This window comes from Peribacillus sp. S4, assembly GCF_046715815.1.
GTDB classification, from domain to species: domain Bacteria; phylum Bacillota; class Bacilli; order Bacillales; family DSM-1321; genus Peribacillus; species Peribacillus frigoritolerans.
The window spans coordinates 1,799,176-1,817,318 of record NZ_CP175708.1 but is presented as its reverse complement, the minus strand read 5'-3'; the positions used below and the strand labels follow the sequence as shown (position 1 = coordinate 1,817,318).

At 37.8% G+C, this 18,143-nt stretch carries 17 protein-coding genes; 4 read left to right on the top strand and 13 right to left on the bottom strand.

Translation table 11 applies throughout. From position 1 onward, the window contains the following. Nucleotides 1–30 precede the first annotated feature (30 nt). A complete protein-coding gene (locus tag ACJ9PY_RS08760) occupies nucleotides 31–1,248 on the bottom strand; it encodes a cystathionine gamma-synthase family protein (protein ID WP_328135747.1) in 1,218 nt (405 codons plus the stop codon). A 493-nt stretch (nucleotides 1,249–1,741) separates the two neighbouring features. Between ACJ9PY_RS08760 and ACJ9PY_RS08755 the strand changes: the two genes are divergently transcribed. After that, nucleotides 1,742–2,437, top strand: coding sequence for a GntR family transcriptional regulator (locus tag ACJ9PY_RS08755; protein ID WP_318264012.1), 696 nt, complete (start codon nucleotides 1,742–1,744; stop codon nucleotides 2,435–2,437). Nucleotides 2,438–2,656: 219 nt separating this feature from the next. Here ACJ9PY_RS08755 and ACJ9PY_RS08750 read toward each other — a convergent pair whose 3' ends face one another. Beyond that, nucleotides 2,657–2,902, bottom strand: a complete 246-nt coding sequence (locus ACJ9PY_RS08750; protein WP_411739791.1) for a hypothetical protein — start codon at nucleotides 2,900–2,902, stop codon at nucleotides 2,657–2,659. Nucleotides 2,903–4,488: 1,586 nt separating this feature from the next. Here ACJ9PY_RS08750 and ACJ9PY_RS08745 point away from each other — a divergent pair. Continuing rightward, nucleotides 4,489–5,256 carry a hypothetical protein gene (locus ACJ9PY_RS08745; RefSeq protein ID WP_411739790.1) on the top strand — a complete coding sequence of 256 codons (768 nt, stop codon included), beginning with the start codon at nucleotides 4,489–4,491 and terminating at the stop codon, nucleotides 5,254–5,256. Between the two features lie 193 nt (nucleotides 5,257–5,449). Here the strand turns inward: ACJ9PY_RS08745 and ACJ9PY_RS08740 are convergent, their stop codons facing one another. Both ACJ9PY_RS08740 and ACJ9PY_RS08735 read right to left on the bottom strand, forming a co-directional pair. After that, a complete protein-coding gene (locus ACJ9PY_RS08740) occupies nucleotides 5,450–6,223 on the bottom strand; it encodes an exosporium glycoprotein BclB-related protein (RefSeq protein ID WP_411739789.1) in 774 nt (257 codons plus the stop codon). 721 nt (nucleotides 6,224–6,944) lie between these two features. Next, nucleotides 6,945–7,409, bottom strand: a complete 465-nt coding sequence (locus ACJ9PY_RS08735; RefSeq protein WP_411739788.1) for a polysaccharide deacetylase family protein — start codon at nucleotides 7,407–7,409, stop codon at nucleotides 6,945–6,947. 117 nt (nucleotides 7,410–7,526) lie between these two features. Here ACJ9PY_RS08735 and ACJ9PY_RS08730 point away from each other — a divergent pair, with 117 nt between their 5' ends. After that, complete coding sequence (locus tag ACJ9PY_RS08730; RefSeq protein ID WP_411739787.1) at nucleotides 7,527–7,823, top strand: hypothetical protein; 297 nt, start codon at nucleotides 7,527–7,529, stop codon at nucleotides 7,821–7,823. A 230-nt stretch (nucleotides 7,824–8,053) separates the two neighbouring features. On the opposite strand, the gene ACJ9PY_RS08725 is transcribed toward ACJ9PY_RS08730, so the two are convergent. The 5 genes from ACJ9PY_RS08725 to hflX all read right to left on the bottom strand — a co-directional run bounded on the left by ACJ9PY_RS08725 (nucleotide 8,054) and on the right by hflX (nucleotide 13,023). Continuing rightward, nucleotides 8,054–8,293 carry a peptidoglycan-binding domain-containing protein gene (locus tag ACJ9PY_RS08725; protein WP_411739786.1) on the bottom strand — a complete coding sequence of 80 codons (240 nt, stop codon included), beginning with the start codon at nucleotides 8,291–8,293 and terminating at the stop codon, nucleotides 8,054–8,056. A gap of 223 nt (nucleotides 8,294–8,516) precedes the next feature. Continuing rightward, nucleotides 8,517–9,851, bottom strand: a complete 1,335-nt coding sequence (gene glnA, locus ACJ9PY_RS08720; RefSeq protein ID WP_034313424.1) for a type I glutamate--ammonia ligase — start codon at nucleotides 9,849–9,851, stop codon at nucleotides 8,517–8,519. Nucleotides 9,852–9,887: 36 nt separating this feature from the next. After that, a complete protein-coding gene (locus tag ACJ9PY_RS08715; RefSeq protein ID WP_034313425.1) occupies nucleotides 9,888–10,292 on the bottom strand; it encodes a MerR family transcriptional regulator in 405 nt (134 codons plus the stop codon). A gap of 196 nt (nucleotides 10,293–10,488) precedes the next feature. Then, nucleotides 10,489–11,757 carry an aminotransferase class I/II-fold pyridoxal phosphate-dependent enzyme gene (locus ACJ9PY_RS08710; protein WP_098184609.1) on the bottom strand — a complete coding sequence of 423 codons (1,269 nt, stop codon included), beginning with the start codon at nucleotides 11,755–11,757 and terminating at the stop codon, nucleotides 10,489–10,491. A 12-nt stretch (nucleotides 11,758–11,769) separates the two neighbouring features. Further along, the gene (gene hflX / locus ACJ9PY_RS08705) at nucleotides 11,770–13,023 is read right to left on the bottom strand and encodes a GTPase HflX (RefSeq protein ID WP_057276372.1); all 1,254 of its coding nucleotides are present in this window, start codon (nucleotides 13,021–13,023) and stop codon (nucleotides 11,770–11,772) included. Nucleotides 13,024–13,191: 168 nt separating this feature from the next. Between hflX and ACJ9PY_RS08700 the strand changes: the two genes are divergently transcribed. Then, nucleotides 13,192–13,800 carry a trimeric intracellular cation channel family protein gene (locus tag ACJ9PY_RS08700; RefSeq protein WP_034313431.1) on the top strand — a complete coding sequence of 203 codons (609 nt, stop codon included), beginning with the start codon at nucleotides 13,192–13,194 and terminating at the stop codon, nucleotides 13,798–13,800. A gap of 37 nt (nucleotides 13,801–13,837) precedes the next feature. Here the strand turns inward: ACJ9PY_RS08700 and spoVK are convergent, their stop codons facing one another. From spoVK to ACJ9PY_RS08680, 4 genes are all read right to left on the bottom strand, one after another. Further along, entirely contained in the window at nucleotides 13,838–14,794 is a 957-nt protein-coding gene (spoVK, locus tag ACJ9PY_RS08695; RefSeq protein WP_034313433.1) for a stage V sporulation protein K, read from the bottom strand. A gap of 385 nt (nucleotides 14,795–15,179) precedes the next feature. Continuing rightward, on the bottom strand, nucleotides 15,180–15,413 hold the full coding sequence (gene hfq, locus ACJ9PY_RS08690; protein ID WP_034313436.1) for an RNA chaperone Hfq: 234 nt from the start codon (nucleotides 15,411–15,413) through the stop codon (nucleotides 15,180–15,182). A gap of 3 nt (nucleotides 15,414–15,416) precedes the next feature. Continuing rightward, entirely contained in the window at nucleotides 15,417–16,337 is a 921-nt protein-coding gene (gene miaA, locus ACJ9PY_RS08685) for a tRNA (adenosine(37)-N6)-dimethylallyltransferase MiaA (RefSeq protein WP_411740252.1), read from the bottom strand. 259 nt (nucleotides 16,338–16,596) lie between these two features. Further along, nucleotides 16,597–17,919: a sensor histidine kinase gene (locus tag ACJ9PY_RS08680; protein ID WP_411739785.1), complete on the bottom strand. Its 1,323-nt coding sequence runs from the start codon at nucleotides 17,917–17,919 to the stop codon at nucleotides 16,597–16,599. Nucleotides 17,920–18,143 lie beyond the last annotated feature (224 nt).

Sequence of the window (18,143 nt, the reverse complement as noted above, 5' to 3'; positions counted from 1 at the left end):
TACCTCTTCCATTAGTAATATTTTATGCTTTCAACTACAGCTAACAGGGTAATTGGATTCTAAGTAAGAAAAAGCTTGCTCTAAATCTGCTATAAGATCTTCTGTATCCTCGATACCTACAGAGATACGAACTAAACCTTCTGGGATACCAAGGGCTTTACGCTCTTCAATAGTACATTCAACATGGCTGGTCGTTCTTGCAGGCCCATATATCGTTTCAACGGCTCCAAGGTTCCCAGCTTTGTTTGCATATTTTAATTTTGATAATAAAATTTTGATAGCTTTCATTTCATCTTTTAATACAAAACTTAATATCCCACCGAACCCTCTCATTTGTTTCTTTGCGATATCATGATGTGGATGCGCTTCCAATCCCGGGTAATAAACTGCGTCAACAAGCTTTTTCTCTTGAAGATACTTTGCAATTTCCATTGCACTTTTTTCTTGTTGCCGTACACGAAGCTTTAACGTTTTCATCCCTCTTAAAATAAGGTAGGCTGACCACGGGTCCATAGTTGCTCCATTAATTTCACGAAAATGATAGACTTTTTTCATTAATTTTTCAGAGCCACATACTATGCCACCTAATGCATCTGCATGTCCACTTAAGAATTTAGTTGCACTATGGACTACAATATCAACTCCTAATTGAAGAGGATTTTGATTAATTGGAGTAGCAAACGTATTATCTATGATAACTAATGCACCCACTGATTTTCCGACTCTTGCTAGCCTCTCAATATCAGTAACTTTCATAGTAGGGTTAGTAGGAGACTCTAAATATAGCACTTTACACCCTTTGGCCACTTCAGCTTCAATTTCTTTATGGTTTCCGGTATTACACAATGTCACATCGACATCAAGATTGGGCAAGAATTCAGTAAAAATTTTATTGGTTCCTCCATAAGTATCTTTAACTGATACAACCCGATCTCCCGGTCTTAGAAATGTATATAATGTACTACTAATAGCAGCCATTCCTGAAGAAAAACCTACAGCTTCCTCTGCCCCCTCGAGTATCCTCAATTTTTCTTCCAGGGCTTGAACAGTCGGATTTGCCATTCGATTATAGGTATAACCAGGTTTATTTCCAAGGGCAACTTCTTGCCATTCATCCACGTCATCGTAATTGTAGGCTACACTAAGAACTACTGGAACTTGGGTTGCATTATATGCAAGAGATTCTTTTTCTCCTGCCCATACCGCTTTTGTTCCATCTTGCACATCTTTAAAGTTATTCTCACTCATATTTTTCCACCTCTAATTTAATTACTTTGTAAAAATGGTCTTGTTGAAACATGAATTTTATTTTGTATATAATATATTGTATATTTTATACTCCACCCCCTTCCACATTACAGTTTTTACCTAGTGTTTTCTTGGGTTTATTTCTTGACATTAAGGTATCTAATACAAATAGTTAAAAAAATTAAAACAAACGCTAAAAATATACTTTATATTGTATATTGTATATAGTACAGAATAGTCTGAAAATATTTTACATATCGAATTATATAATTAACTAATCTATTTTTCAATGCTTTATTATTTTATTCTTAAAAATTCTTTTAAAAAAACTGCATTATTTCTAATGCTATAAGCTATATCAACTTGAAAAACAACAATTCATAAAAAAATGGAAGTAGGAGTCGTTTTATATCTTAAATATAATAATAAATAATGGAGATATTGAAGTCTGTAAAAGATGGTGCTAAGCTAATATAAAAGACAAGAATTTCGAATTATATATTGTATACTATATATATTAACTTTTGGCTTAGGAGGAAACGCTATCAAAAATAGATATCAATCATTAAAAGATCTCGTATATGATTATATAACTGAAAGAATTCAGAACGGAACCTTACTTCCTAAGCATAAGATAAATGAATCGGTATTATGCGAAAAATTAGGAGTAAGTAGAACTCCTGTAAGGGAAGCTTTGATACAACTAGCTTCAGACAATTTACTCGAGTATCTTCCTAGAAAAGGATTTATTGTAAAAGAACTTGATACCAAGAAAAAGCTAGATGTATTTCGAATTGTTAGTGTATTGGATTCTTTAGCAGCCTCTTTATCTTTAGAGCATATCACGGAAAGTGATATTGAACGTATGGAAGATTTGGTTAAGAAAATTGAATTTTCAATTTCAACAAAAAATTATTTAGATTATCAAAAATACCAAAATCAATTCCATAAAGTATATATTGATAAATGCAATAATCCTACATTAATAGATCTTCTTGATTCTTTACAAAATAGTTTTGTTAGACAAATTTATTTAAGTAATAATGAAGAAAAGCTTTTTGCCGTATTAGAGGAAATGAATGAAGATCATAAAGAAATTACCAATTATTTTAAAAAAAGAGATAAAGAGAATTTAGAGCAACTTATTAAGAATAAACATTGGGAAATAACTCATTTAGATATGATATAGGGTTCCTGTCTTATAGTGAAAGGTAACGGGATTATCTACTCCCACCAATCCGATTCTGGAGAGGGCCTGAAATACTTATATGACTAGCTATTTTGTAAACACAAAGAGCGTTAACCCTTTTGGCTAACGCTCTAAATCTATTAATAATACCTTACCAACTCATATATGAACCTTTCCGACTATGAGTTAAGCCATACATCACACTCTTCTTTCTCTATTCTATCCCTCATATAAATCGTGACCACCAACATAAATAGGACCGTTTGCATGATCAATTCCTATTGGCCATTCATACGGAACAGATATACGTCTAGCCACACCTCTCCAAAAATTACATGAATCGGCTTCAAAGTCTTGAAACTCTTTTAATAGTTCTTTATAAGATGCACCGTCAAATTGTATAATCATATCCTGCAACCTCATGAAAGCCATATGTCTAATTTCAAGCTCGGCTACCTTTTCCATTTCTTCATCAGTTGCCTCATCAATAATGGTTCCTGGCGGGGGGGAAAATAGCGTAGATATTATCTACTTCTTCTGTCGTTTCTTGTGTGGGAATCAATTTATTTCGAAACTGATTAAGCATAAAGTCAACCCCTAATGGTTTTTCCTGGTATATATTACCTACAAAACTTAGTAAACTAAATAGTCTTAATGTTCAACAAATAAAACTGTTAGTCGTGAATGAGCTTAGTTGAACATGTCTTATCTTGTTCCATACATGTGACCTAAAAACTTCTCCTGCTGCTCATCTGTCTTGTACTCTGCCAAGCTAAGCAACAACTCCTAGTCATTCGCTCGTAAACCGTTTCATTTACTTATAGAACTTCTTAGCTTATCAGGCTTTTATTTGTTATTGTGAGCTACTTACCCATGAATTAACACAATTATAATAGACCCTAGACTTCCCTTACTATCTTAATATAGATGGCTTTGCAGTAACCTAACCTATAATTAGTCTGATACTGTACTACATAAGGGGACAACAATGTATATCTGGAATATTAACAAACTCGTCATAGCTTTACAGGAAGGAACAATAACCAACAAACAAAAGAAAAGATACCGTATATTCTTCTGGGTGATATTTACTCTTTAAGTACTTGCATATCCTGTAGTTTATAACCCTTCAACTATGAATGGATGTTATAGATTTAATTTTGACTTCAATTATCGATGTAATTGCAATCTATCTTTTAATCGTTAATTATAAAAAAGAGAAGTAGTAAAGATTTAGATTTTTTCTTACCATTCTTTAGCTTAACGATTCCTCTATTCTTGCGTACCTTCGTATGGTCAATACCTTTAATTATCATTGATTATACATATATTGAACTTTTCGCTCCTTATCATTCTATGGATGAAACTAATCTAATTGATATTATTATGTTTACGATAATCGGAATTGCTATTAACATAATGAATATCCATTACTTTAAAAAGATATTTAACTGAGCACCTGCACCTTATTGGTGCTTTTTTATTTCTCCTCACAGACCCACCAACTGGTTTAATCCTTCTTTTTTCTTTGGCTTGGAATCAGGTTTACTCGGATTGCTGCCTCTAAACTTCTGGATGTCTGATTTAGAAATATGGTCAGTTAACTTCAAATTGCTAACCTTCCTTCTCCACAAAAAAAAGCACCATCTTTTATGATGATGTTTCCCTTTTTTCATCCATATACTCTTACGGTTTACAATATCGTCTTTAAAAAATAACCGAGGCAAATCCTTAATTGGAGTGATTAATTAGAAGTACTCACTAATTTAAAAACGTCTCATTACATTTATGTCGAACTGTAAAAAGTTCGTTTTTATTTACTGGGGCCAATATATAGCCCCACTAAAGATACCTTAGAGCATAATACTTAATTGCCTATATTTTTATAGTCAGTCTAGATAAATAAGTAATTGCCCAAGCAAATCGTTTATTTTCTTAATACATTGTAATTACTACTGCGAAAATACTTTTTGTAGTACTTTAGTTAGATTCGATACTAAACTCCATTTCATTTTCAAAAAAAATAAGGTACAAGAAAGGATTGTGATTTTGTGGGAAATTTCGGTAATCAAAACCCATTAAACAGCCACTGGGGTTCTGTCTGTTTTAACGACAGCGACTGTTTTGGCAAAAAATCAAGAATTGACAATCATTCAAAATTCAAGCAGGAAAATAAATGTAAGTCTTGTGGGTCTTGCGATTCTGCTTGCCAATGCGATTTTAAAGCTCCAGCACGCGAGCTCGCTGCACCATTAAACAGCGACTGTGTCCTAGTTAATTCAGTTGTAGGCTCAAAAGCGGTACAAAAGGTTGCAGAAACAACACTTCCTTTTACCGCGTTTGCTCCTGTTATACCAGCTGGATCCACAATTAGAACAGTATCTGTTGTACCAAATCTAGCTGGTATTACCCGTAACACGACAATTATTAGGGACAAAGTTGTTAACATCGGGCTTATTCCTGTAACTGTTACGGTAACGTTTACGGCACCAGGAACAACCACTCCTGTTTTAACAGCCACACTTGCAACTAGTTTACCATTCCAGGAGCATACAGATTTTCCAGGTGCCTGCCCTGAGGATACAGTAATAGAACCCCCATTAGTAATAGAAGGGATCTTTGCTCAACCAGGCGTTCCAGTCATCGGCCCTACAGGACTTGTTACTGCCAATGCTATTTTAGTCAAGATTGTACTACGCACTACAATTACAGTGACTCGACAAGTTATTGTAGATTCACATGGTGGTATTTGCGACGTAAATGAACGTCGTTGTGAAACTACAACTACTCCAACAACTAATACTCTTCCTGCTCCATAAATGACGGTGTTGAGTTAGTTTTAGTCTTGACTAACAAAGCCTTCTCTATATAGAGAAGGCCTTTATTAGTTTATTCTAAACGAAATCCCTAGATTTACTTTTACAGCAGCCTTTAAATAATGTGAGTAAAACCATCGCCGACAAGATTAAGGCTCTTATAACGGGAGTGTCGACTAATGGCAATGCAGCGAAATTAACTGATTGCAACCCCCGCACTGGCAGCACCAACCACGGCAGTAGCAAGAGTAATTCCAGTGCCTACTACAGAGAAAACCATCATTAGACGCTCTCCCGGACTTACTGGTATTGCCAATCCTGCAGTAATCCCTTGACTAATAGTACCAATAGAAACTATACCTGTGAGAGGTGGAGCTAATACTACAGTAGCACCTGGAATTGCAGTGAAAATGTTACTTCCTGCCGGTGCTCGAAATAATTGTGCTGTGATCGTTGCTGTACCAACAGGAAGAGTTAATCCAACTGTAGTGCTGAAGGTTGCAGCTATCGAGGTAATGGTTCCAGCACGCGGAACCGTAAATGCCTCATTAAGAAGGCCTGTTAGGTCTACTGTGCCTCCAAGAATAGTAAGACCAGGAATAGCAGTTCCAAACCCAATAGCACTTGAAGTACCAACGAGTCCACCTACAAGAATAGTTAATGCTGCAGGAGTAATACCGGATGCGAATGGAATGATCGCACCAGCCCCTGGAGGTCCTGCGGGTCCTGGAGGTCCTGCGGGTCCTTGGGGTCCTGCGGGTCCTGGAGGTCCTGGGAATCCTTGGGGTCCTTGGGGTCCTTGGGGTCCTTGGAGTCCTTGGGGTCCTTGGGGTCCTTGAGGACCTCGGGGACCTGGAGCTCCTGGAAATCCTTTATCTCCTTTATCTCCTTTGAATGCTTGATGAACAGGGGGACAACAACAGATCCTATTGAAACAGCGTGGACAGCAAAAATTGGAATTAGTTGACATATAATTCACTCCTTTTAAATAATATATTTTTGTTTTTTAATATTGCGTGGCTGTTTGTCCATATAACTGTAACTAACATAGAAAAAAATTTTCTAATGCGGATCTTACCTAAACAAGAATTCAAATGGTTCCAAATGGTGCATCCGATAAACGTAATGGATAAATATAGGGAATTACCCCACAATTGATAAGGCGTTTAAAGTAGCCAAAATATTTAATGTGAAGGTCGATGATTTATATGAGGGCGATTGAACTATTGGAAATCTGTGCTAACATTACTTTTGGAATAAAATTAGGGGGGAATTATTGTGAAGTAATCGTATATTAACATATATGATTAATAAATAAATCACTTGTTCATTATGGAGCTAATCTGCCCCGTCAGTTGCATAAGAAAAAACCAAAATCAATGATTGATTTTGGTTTTTCATTTTTAAAAATAGGTTCAATAAATAATGGTCCATTTTAATAAACAAATTTTATTTTTAGTTACTACTTAATAAAGCATCAACTGTTACAAATTCATAGCCTTCTGCTCTTAATTGGTCAATCATTTGGGGCAGTGCCTCTTCACTGTTCTTCTAATTCCGGATTTTGGAAATTGTGCTGCAAGACACAATTCCACCGGGTGATTTATCCCTATTCAAAATCGTCATAATTTCCTCTGCGGATGTACCACTCCAATCGAGTGTATCTACTGACCAATGGATATTTTTAAATCCTAGTTTTTCAAATACAAGGGCACTGCGGGTGTAACGTCGCCATATGGAGGCCTAATTAATGTAGCTTTTACTCCTGTTACTTTTTCAATTATTTCGTTAGTAGATTTTAGTTGTTGAATAACCTGGGACGTGTATAGTTTGGAAAGTTCCGAATGATCCCAAGAGTGATTTGCAATGGTATGTCCCTCGTCTACCATTCGTTTTTCCAATTGTGGAAAATAGGAAACTTGCTCCCCAACAAAGAAAAATGTGGCAGGAACACCTTTTTCTTTTAATATATCTAAAATTGGGGGTGTAATAAGTTTGTCAGGACCGTCATCAAAAGATAATGCAATTTGCTGTTTGGTTGTTTGGGCTTTTTCGTAAGCGATTGGCTTATTCACATCTAGCGTGTTTGACTGAATAAAGGTTCTGTAAATCTTTGGATCATAGGTAACGGTCATTCCCAATTTCTGTGCAGTCACTAATAACGGAACATATGGCCGGCCATCAATTGTTCAAAACCACAAAAACTAATATTTTAGGATAATATATGATATTTTAACCTTGATATGTTTACATTTAAAAAGGAGGGTGAATCTATGAAAAAAATAATTAGTATAGTAACACTTATAGTTTTATACTGGATTGTTTTATTAACGTATAGCGATAACTTAGAATATGATTCAATATTTTATTTAGCAAGTTCCTTATTCATTTTATCTTTAATTTTTATATGTTTCTTAAAAATTAAAGATAAGATAAATATATTTATTTTAATTGCGCTTTTAAATATCTCGGCAATTTATTTAACTATTAATTTTCTTATAGGCATAATACTTTTTTTAGCTTTCATTTTGATTTTATGTTTTTCTATTTATTCATATATAAGTAAATAGCAAAATGACAATAGAAAAAAGTTGAAATATTATGAACATTTATTCCTATTTCCCTTTTTTATGGTAGGTTTATATATGTACATGTACATATATTTAAAAGGAAGGAATGAAGGCGATGAATTTTAAAAAAGGTACTGCATTTTTCATGAGTTTTATATTATTACTTGGTACCAGAATTTATTTAAAGAAAAGAATCGTCCAGAAAGACTATTTAAAAGTTAAAATTTTCTTTATCCAGCAACCAATTCAGTGAAAGTAGCTTTCCCCGCCTTCCTATCAACTGAAATATCACCTACTTCCTGGTTAGCTAATGCAGTTTCACTACCTTTTCCAAAGATAGAATCGAGTGATTCAGGGCTATATCCTTCAGTATAAAGTGCAGCCTGTAGAATCCATGTAAGATTGCCTTTTGCACCTTTTTTGACAGTGACAATGGCTGCTCTAGTCTTAGGTCCCCATTTTTCATCCACAACTAATTTCTTATTGTAGGTTATTAAGTTCTATTTATAAGGCTTTGATAAGAACTGACTTAGTTTTAGGTCCCGGAATGTCATCCACATTATCCCCAGTTGAATATGAAATAGTTTGAAGTGTGGTCAAAATGTGGTCAGCCAGCCAGTTCCCTTTCATTTTATAAAAATAAAAAAAGCCTTGGCAACTGAGAAACTCAGTAATACCAAGGCTTTAAAGTTATTAATACATTGACATATATTGTTCGCGTTCCCATGGGTGAACTTGTGTACGGAACATATCCCACTCGATTTCTTTTGCTTCGACGAAGTGTTCAAGTAAATGTTCACCTAATGCTTCTTTAATGACTTCATCAGATTTTAATGTTTCCAATGCAGCATATAAAGTAGCTGGTAGATCAACGATACCTACTTCTTCACGTTCTTCTTTATTCATTACATAGATGTTGCGATCAACTGGAGCTGGAGGAGTCAAGTCGTTCTTGATACCGTCAAGACCAGCTTTTAGCAGAACGGCAAGTGCCAAGTATGGGTTTGCTGCTGGATCGACACTACGTACCTCTACGCGAGTACTTACTCCGCGTGAAGCTGGGATACGGATTAGCGGGCTACGGTTTTTAGCAGACCATGCTACATAACAAGGAGCTTCGTAACCAGGAACTAGACGTTTGTATGAGTTAACAGTTGGGTTTGTTACCGCAGTGAAGCTTGGAGCATGCTTAATGATACCCGCGATAAATTGCTCAGCTGTTTTGCTTAATTCCAATTTACCTTCTTTATCATAAAATGCGTTTTCGTTGCCTTTGAATAGAGAAACGTTACAATGCATTCCAGATCCGTTAACACCGAACAATGGTTTTGGCATGAATGTTGCGTGTAAACCATGTTTGCGGGCAATCGTTTTAACAACCAATTTAAATGTTTGGATGTTATCACAAGCTGAAATCGCATCTGCATATTTAAAGTCAATTTCGTGTTGTCCTGGAGCTACTTCATGGTGGGATGCTTCGATTTCAAATCCCATTTCTTCAAGCTCAAGAACGATATCACGACGGCAGTTTTCTCCTAGGTCAGTAGGTGCAAGGTCAAAGTATCCGCCTTTATCGTTCAATTCCAGCGTCGGCTCGCCTGCTGCATCCAGTTTGAATAGGAAGAATTCAGGTTCAGGTCCAAGATTGAAATCTGTGAAGCCCATTTCTCTTGCTTCTGCAAGAACACGTTTTAGGTTTGCACGTGGATCCCCATCAAAAGGAGTTCCATCCGTATTGTAAATATCACAGATCAAGCGTGCAACTTTACCTTTTTCGGAAGTCCAAGGGAAGATAACCCATGTATTTAGATCAGGATATAAGTACATATCAGACTCTTCGATACGAACGAAGCCTTCAATGGAAGATCCATCAAACATCATTTTATTATCAAGTGCTTTTTCTAATTGACTGACTGGGATTTCAACGTTTTTAATTGTCCCTAAAATGTCAGTGAATTGTAAACGAATGTACTTAACATTTTCTTCTTTCGCTAAACGAGTGATGTCTTCACGTGTGAACTTTGCCAATTTCTATTCCCCCTAATAATTCATAAATCATATTTTTTATTGGAAAAAACGGGACATATCCCCTTGTCTAAGAGATGTTCGATGCTTGCTTCCTTGTAAAAGCTCGGCACGCAGAAGCTTGCGAAGATCCTCGTCACTAAGGTCATGCCTTATTTTTTCCGCTTGTTCTAATTCTTGGGTTTTAGGTAAATTCTGTTCCTTTACAGTGAAAATCTTTTTAATGCCAGCCAGATTGACTCCTTGTTCGATTAAATCTTTAATCTCAAGCAGTCGATCGATGTCATTTAATGAAAAGACCCGACGATTTCCATCTGTTCTCATAGGAGTAATAAGTTGATGCTCTTCGTAATACCGAATTTGGCGTGCAGACAACTCAGTTAACTGCATGACGATTCCGATGGAAAAAAGAGGCATCGAACGCCGAATGTTGTTGCCGCTCATTCTTAGCATCCTCCTTTTGTTTATCTTAAAATAATCTTATATCATGTTATTAAACTTGTCAATATGATGTTACATTTTATGACGTGATTTTTCTCAGAAAAATTAAATGATTTGTTAATACGCAAATATTATGACTATTACTCTTACTGGAATCCAATTGTATCTAGATTCCATAACATACCTTATTTAATTTCAATTACAATTGGATCAGCTTTTTGTCCATTAGCGCATTCACAGCAGTCAATACAGCCATTTTAACATGGGCGTATGTCAATCCGCCTTGAACATAAGCAACATATGGAGCCCTTGTCGGACCATCTGCCGTCAGTTCAATGCTGGCCCCCTGTATAAAGGTGCCTGCAGCCATGATTACATCGTCCTCATATCCCGGCATATAGGCAGGATACGGTGTCACATGTGAATTGATTGGTGATGCATATTGGATGGCCTGACAGAAGGCAACCATCTTATCCCGTTCATCAAATTGAACGGATTGAATCAAGTCAGTTCGTTTCGCATCCCATTTTGGGGATGTATTCATACCGAGCTTTTCTAAAAAGGCAGCTGTGAACATGGCTCCTTTAACAGCTTGGCCCACGACATGCGGTGCTAGGAAGAATCCTTGGTACATTTCCTGCAGACTATAAAGCGAAGCACCTGCTTCAGCCCCTATTCCTGGTGATGTTAACCGATAAGAGCAGGCTTCAACCAGGTCCTTTTTACCAACAATGTATCCACCGGTTTTCACTATCCCGCCGCCAGGATTTTTAATGAGTGAACCAGCCATTAAATCCGCTCCGACATGACATGGTTCTTGTGTCTCAACAAACTCTCCATAACAATTATCCACGAACACGACGATTTCCGGGTTAATGCCTTTAACGAAGGCAATCATTTCCTTTATTTCATCGATCGTAAAGGAAGGACGTGTAGCATACCCTTTTGATCTTTGTATACCGATCATCTTCGTATTCGGTTGAATGGCATGTTTGACGGCTTCGAAATCAACGGTTCCAGTTTCCGCCAACGGAACGGCCTTATAGCTGATCTGAAAATCACGTAAAGATCCAATACCCGTCCCCCGGATACCGACGATTTCTTCCAAAGTATCATACGGCTTTCCTGTTATGTATAACAATTCATCCCCTGGGCGCAAAATGCCAAAAAGAGCGGTGGAGATGGCGTGTGTGCCTGATATAATTTGGGGGCGCACCAATCCAGCTTCCGCTCCAAAAACATCTGCGTATATCAATTCCAGCGTATCGCGGCCCATATCATCGTATCCATACCCAGTAGTCGGGATGAAGTGGGAATCACTCACTTTATGTGCTTGATAACTTTGTAATACGCGAAATTGATTTTCTTCGATTCGTTCGTCCACTTGCTTATGTAATGGAGAAATCATTGCTTCCACTTCCTGGGCAATGTTTTTCAACACTTCTCCATTTGTTAACTGCTGATACATCAAAATTCCCCTTTATAATGAATATTTCTCCAGCTGCCCGGTTATTGGATGATCAGCTAGACAAAAACCTTTGCATTCATATCTTTCCGATTCTTCATTAAAGGAGAGAGTGCGCAATATGGTTTCATTTTTCAGCTGTGATAATAGTTTACCCTCACTCGATGGCAGGAAAACATGATACGGGATCATTTCTTCAATCACGTACTTTTCAATTTCTTCCATGATTTCATTCAGATCCGATTGTTCATAGGCACTGATCATTAATGAAGCACGACTGGCTGATCTCACAAAATCAGCGTGAACCTTATCTTTCTTATTATACAACGTTAGCTGTGGAATGGAAGGGACATCTAAGTCATTTAGCAAATCCTGCACCGTTTTCTGATGATTAAAGTAATCGGTACTTGAGGAATCGACCACATGTAACAGCAGATCCGCTTCTTTCACCTCTTCCAAGGTAGAGCGGAATGCGGCAATTAAAGATGTCGGCAAATCTTGTATGAATCCAACCGTATCCGTCAGAAGCACGGTAAATCCGCTAGGAAGAATCGCCTTTCGTGTCATGGGATCCAGCGTAGCGAATAATTGGTTCTCTTCATATGAATCCGCCTCCGTCAAACGGTTGAACAGCGTTGATTTACCTGCATTCGTGTATCCCACTAGTGCTATTTGAAAGGTCTTATTACGTTTCCTTCTATCACGATAGCGTTCACGATGCTTCACTATTCCACTTAATTGCTGCTTGATTTCATCTATTTTTCCACGGATGTGGCGGCGGTCGCTTTCCAGCTTCGTCTCCCCTGGTCCCCTTGTGCCGATTCCGCCTCCTAGCCTGGACATTGCCGTCCCCTGTCCAACCAAACGCGGCAATAAATATTGGAGCTGAGCAAGTTCAACCTGCAGCTTCCCTTCCCTGGATCGAGCCCGCTGAGCAAATATATCCAATATTAGCTGTGTCCGGTCTATGACCCTTGCCTCCAATTGTTTCGAAAGGTTCCGAATCTGGCTCGGGGATAATTCATCATTAAAGATAAATAAATCCGGCTCCAGCTCCTCTTCCAGATTCCGGAGTTCTTCCACTTTTCCTTTTCCTATATATGTAGCCGGATCGACGCTTTCCCTTTTCTGGGAGATGGTCATTAAAACCTCAGCATTCGCCGTCTTCGCCAAAGAAGACAGTTCATCGAGTGAATATTCAAAATGTTCACTTGTCTCAGTTGTTTGACACCCAATCAAGACAGCCGTTTCCTTTATTGCTTCTTCCAAATCACACGCACCACCTTCTGGTAAATTTAACTTAATCATAACAAAAAAATTGAATATATAAAAATTTCCTCAAAACGAAGCTTTTAACCGTTTTAAAAATTACGATACCGTGCTAAAATCAAATTTGGCTTTACCATCAAAATCGAAAAGACATAGAGGGACATTCATATGACATGGGAAGTATTAAGCTTCATAGGTACGATTGCATTCGCTATAAGCGGAACCATCATCGCCATGGAAGAAGAGTATGATATTTTAGGAGTTTATATTTTAGGAATCGTAACCGCCTTTGGCGGCGGGGCAATCCGCAATCTGTTGATCGGCGTCCCCGTTTCAGCTTTATGGGATCAAAGTTTCTATTTTGTCATCGCTTTAGTATCCATCACCATCGTTTTTGTTTTTCCTACAAACCTATCAAAGCACTGGGACAGATGGGGAAATCTCAGTGATGCCATTGGCCTCTCAGCCTTTGCCATCCAAGGGGCGATGTATGCCGTGGAACTTAATCATCCAATAAGCGCCATCATAGTATCAGCTGCATTAACCGGATGCGGCGGCGGGATACTCCGTGACGTGCTGGCCGGAAGAAAGCCATTGGTCTTCAGAAAAGAAATCTACGCAGTATGGGCCATCATTGCAGGCTTGGCTTTAGGCAGTGGTGTATTATCCCAATCATGGCAGCTTTATTCGCTCTTTGCCGTCATCACGATATTGCGAGTCCTTTCTTACACCAATAATTGGCATCTTCCTAATAAAAAATGGGTGCCTAAAACATAAATTTGAAAAGCCCGCCATCCTGGTGGGCTTTTCCATGTCATTCTTTCTCTTCATCCTCGAAAATCAAATCTTGGCTGGTAAGCGTCAATAAATCGGATTTTTCAAATGAATCTTCCAGTAAAAGCCGCATCGCCTGCGCCCTAATTGACTTTTCTATTATATTGCGGATATAACGACCGTTAGAGAATGAAATAGGTCCCCGGAAAGAACGTAATATGATTAAATGTTCCCTTAATTTCCTTTCGGCATCCCGATTCATAAGATACTCCTTTTCCTGCAGCATCCGATCGGCTATTTCCATTAACTGTTCAATCGTATAATCCGGAAAATCAATAACAAGCGGGAACCTCGAATGAAGGCCAGGATTAAGACTTAGGAAATATTCCATTTCCCTCGAATATCCAGCAAGGATCAAAATGAATTCATGCTGCCGATCCTCCATATGCTTGACAAGGGTATCTATGGCTTCTTTTCCAAAATCCTTTTCGCCGCCTCTTCCCAAGGAATAGGCTTCATCAATAAATAAGATTCCGCCAATGGCCTTCTTAATCAAATCCCTGGTTTTTTGGGCAGTATGGCCAATGTATTCCCCGACTAAATCTGCCCTCTCCGCTTCAATTAAATGCCCTTTCGAAAGTACATTCATTTTTTGAAACAACTTCCCGATTAAACGTGCTACCGTTGTTTTCCCTGTTCCCGGATTCCCTTTAAACATCATATGCAGCGCTTGCCGGCCAGTCTTCAGCCCCTTTGCCTCACGTTGTTTATTGATGTAAATCCAGGCATATATCTCTTTTATCATCCGTTTCATTTCTTCCATTCCAACCAGCGATTTCAGTTCATCTTCAATCTCTTTCAATGCCACATGCTGGTGGGGGATTTCCTGCACCAAAATTTCTTTTATCGGCAGATCCTTTTGTAGCGCTTTTCTGTTTTCCGCATTAAACACAATATTGATTTGCCCGTTATTTTTCATACGGATCGGTTGTTCCATTTCATTCACCTCTCCATCTTGGACCCTGACTCTAACACCACAATTTTTTATGATGGCATGGCAAATGCTGCATAGCCAAAATTACCCCATCGGAAAATCCGTTTATTACTTTCGTGATTAAGCCCCATTCCCTTCTTGAAAAGCGACTTATTCTGACAGGATTTTTTCATTAGAGGATTTATTACGACAAATCCCATTCCCATTCACCAATATATTAGGGGTAATGTCATTTCCTGCGGTTTCCCGGAAAATAATCCGTCCCTTGATATATATTCAAATAAGGTACGTAAAATTATCGATTCTTTGAAAAAGGACAGAGAAGGGCATGCAAAAAAAAAAACAGGTCGCTATAAGCTAAACCTGTTTTTTACATTCATATATATGATTATTCCTTCACTTCGTAATCGATCTGAACATTACGTTGTGGAGCAAATGTAGAAATCGCATGTTTATAGACTAATTGCTGCTTGCCCTCCGATTCAAATAAAACGGTAAAATTATCGAACCCTTTCACTTGTCCTCTAATCTGGAACCCGTTTAATAAAAATACCGTCACATACGTACCATCTTTACGTAATTGATTAAGAAACTGATCTTGAATATTTACTGATTGTTTCATGTATTAGTCCTCCTCTTTTCTCTCTAAATTTATGTATTCGCCTTCACCGAAAAGCTTTCCTGCTATAAATCCAGATATTTCATGTATTTTTTTTGGAAAACCCTCGAGATCGGTCATATCAAACCAAATTACATCCATTTTATTCCGGAACCAGGTCAATTGCCTTTTTGCGTATCGACGGGAGTTTTGCTTTAATGTCTCAACGGCTTCATCCAATGAAGCCCTTCCATCAAAATAATCATAGATTTCTTTATAGCCTATAGCCTGGATCGATTGGCAATCCCTCAAACCTTTTTCATGAAATGACTCCACCTCTTGAATCAGCCCTTCTTCTACCATAACATCAACACGTTGATCGATGCGTTGATATAACTTTTCACGTTCCATTGTCAATCCAATGATGCACGTATCATATTTGAATTCTGTAGGCTGTTCATTCAGCTGCTCACTCATCGTTTTACCAGTACAATGATAAATCTCAAGTGCCCTGATCACCCTTCTTACATTATTAGGATGAATCCGATTCGCGCTTTCCGGGTCAATGCTGCGTAATTGTTCAAAAACAGGATCGATTCCTGACTCCCTTACCTGTTTTTCAAGTCCCTCCCTATAAACAGGGTCGGATGGCGCCTCCGAAAATTGATAATCATAGATGACTGATTGTATGTATAATCCTGTTCCACCGACGATAATGGGAAGTTTACCTCTGCTTTGGATATCCTCGATATAAGCATTGGCTCGCTCCTGGAACTCTGCCGCACTAAATGGTTCATCAGGTTCTTTAATATCAAGTAAATAATGAGGGATTCCTTCTGTTTCTTCCCTCTTGATTTTTGCAGTACCAATATCCATCCCCTTATAAACCTGCATGGAGTCTCCGCTAATAATTTCACCATTAAATAACTTTGCCATCTCAATGCTCATCTTTGTCTTCCCAACAGCAGTCGGTCCAATGATAACGAGAAGTTTTCCTTTTTGTTGTTTCACAATCTCACTGCCTTAAATGATTTTTTCCCTATCTTATCATAATCTCGTTGAGAGCAGCTAAACATCTACCCATTATGTCCAATTGAGGCACTTTTATTCAATTTTTCACCTGCAATAATCATCATCTTTATATAAAAAAGGTATGATCCCTTTCAGGGTCATACCTTCTTATCAAATGTGTTTCCTTTGGATCAATTCAGCCCATTTTTCCATTTACGGGAATGATCATCGTAACGGTCGTTTCATTTTCAGAGGATTGTACATGAATCTCTCCATCATATCTGTTCACTAAGTCTTTGACGATGAACAATCCTTGTCCGCGAACTTTGCCCTTTTGTGCCTTTTTGGTTGAAAAACCGCTGGCGAATATATTCTCCAGATCTAATTCCGAAATCATTGGTCCGGTGTTCGTGACCATAAACGAATACTTTTCATCATCAGCTTTGCAGGCAATATCCATTCGGCGTTCTTGCTCTGGCAATTCAATTGTTGCCTCAATAGCATTGTCGATAACATTTGATAATAATTTTATCAAATCGATTGTTTTGATCCGATTGAAGGATTTGGGTGAAACATCAATTTCGATATCGATATTATAATTCTGGGCCGAGAGCCTTTTGGTCTCCAACAGGACAGACAAGCCCGGATGAATCACATCCAATTTCATCGATTCAATTGAATGCACTTCTTTTGAAAGCCCTGTTAAATATTCGAGTGCTTTTGCGTTCTCTTCTAATTTAAGCAGTCCATGTATCACCTGAATATGATTGGAAAAATCATGCCTTAATGAGCGGACTGAAGCAAATAGAGATTGGAATTCCGATTGATACGTATCTTCCGTATCCCCCACTTCACGTGTCAGTTCCTTTTGATACCATTTTTGAATGACAAAAAAGGTAACCAGCAGCATGATGACAAATCCACCATTATAAACAAGAATGGCAATGCTGCTTTTCAATACCTTGCCGTTAATGGCATTAATATCTTCCGCGCTCACATCAATGCCCAAAAAACCAATAATGTCGCCATCTTGATTTTTCATTGGCACTCCCACAGTCAAATACTCACCATATTCCGGATCTTCTAGAATCCCGGTAATGAAGCTTTTGCCTTCATACCCCTGTTTGACCTGCTCCGGCGGAACAGTACATGCACCACCGATAGGAAAATCCCCTTTATGATCTTTAGAAAACCCAGTAATCATGCACTTGGATACTGTGGGATTATCAATCAGGATGGTATAAACATATAATGCTCCTATTTTTTCACGGGCATCCTCTAAGTAAGCTTTTATATCCAAATAATCCTGGCTCTTTACTTGGTTATTGAGAAATCGTTGATAAGCCTCCATATCCATCGAGTCGGCTATAGATCTGGCAGCTACCAAGTTTTGATTGGCAACGGATTTTTGCACAGAATTTTTAATGCTTAAATATGTTGAAAACATATTTAGAAGAATGAAAACAATCAATAAAAGTATGGTCAAATAAAGAAGTGCCCTTAACTTTTTATTTTTCATAGGATTAAACTTACCTCATCTCTAGCAGCTAAAAGTTAACGAACCTATTCTGAGTTTACTATATTAAGGGATAAAGAAATAGGGAAAAATCTAATATTCTCTATAACCCCAGGCATATAATACTATAATAAATCAAGTAATTGACAGATTACCCACCATTTTTTGATCATATGACTTTTTATGTTTAATATAAACCACATCAATTATTAATACTTTCCAATAAA

Bases quoted from the DNA above. Each gene is read 5' to 3' on its own strand.
- ACJ9PY_RS08730 (WP_411739787.1), top strand. From the start codon at position 7,527: ATGAAAAAAATAATTAGTATAGTAACACTTATAGTTTTATACTGGATT.
- ACJ9PY_RS08710 (WP_098184609.1), bottom strand. From the start codon at position 11,757: ATGTATCAGCAGTTAACAAATGGAGAAGTGTTGAAAAACATTGCCCAG.
- ACJ9PY_RS08700 (WP_034313431.1), top strand. From the start codon at position 13,192: ATGACATGGGAAGTATTAAGCTTCATAGGTACGATTGCATTCGCTATA.
- spoVK (WP_034313433.1), bottom strand. From the start codon at position 14,794: ATGGAACAACCGATCCGTATGAAAAATAACGGGCAAATCAATATTGTG.
- hfq (WP_034313436.1), bottom strand. From the start codon at position 15,413: ATGAAACAATCAGTAAATATTCAAGATCAGTTTCTTAATCAATTACGT.
- ACJ9PY_RS08715 (WP_034313425.1), bottom strand. From the start codon at position 10,292: ATGAGCGGCAACAACATTCGGCGTTCGATGCCTCTTTTTTCCATCGGA.
- miaA (WP_411740252.1), bottom strand. From the start codon at position 16,337: ATGAGCATTGAGATGGCAAAGTTATTTAATGGTGAAATTATTAGCGGA.
- ACJ9PY_RS08750 (WP_411739791.1), bottom strand. From the start codon at position 2,902: ATGGAAAAGGTAGCCGAGCTTGAAATTAGACATATGGCTTTCATGAGG.
- ACJ9PY_RS08740 (WP_411739789.1), bottom strand. From the start codon at position 6,223: ATGTCAACTAATTCCAATTTTTGCTGTCCACGCTGTTTCAATAGGATC.
- ACJ9PY_RS08680 (WP_411739785.1), bottom strand. From the start codon at position 17,919: ATGAAAAATAAAAAGTTAAGGGCACTTCTTTATTTGACCATACTTTTA.
- ACJ9PY_RS08760 (WP_328135747.1), bottom strand. From the start codon at position 1,248: ATGAGTGAGAATAACTTTAAAGATGTGCAAGATGGAACAAAAGCGGTA.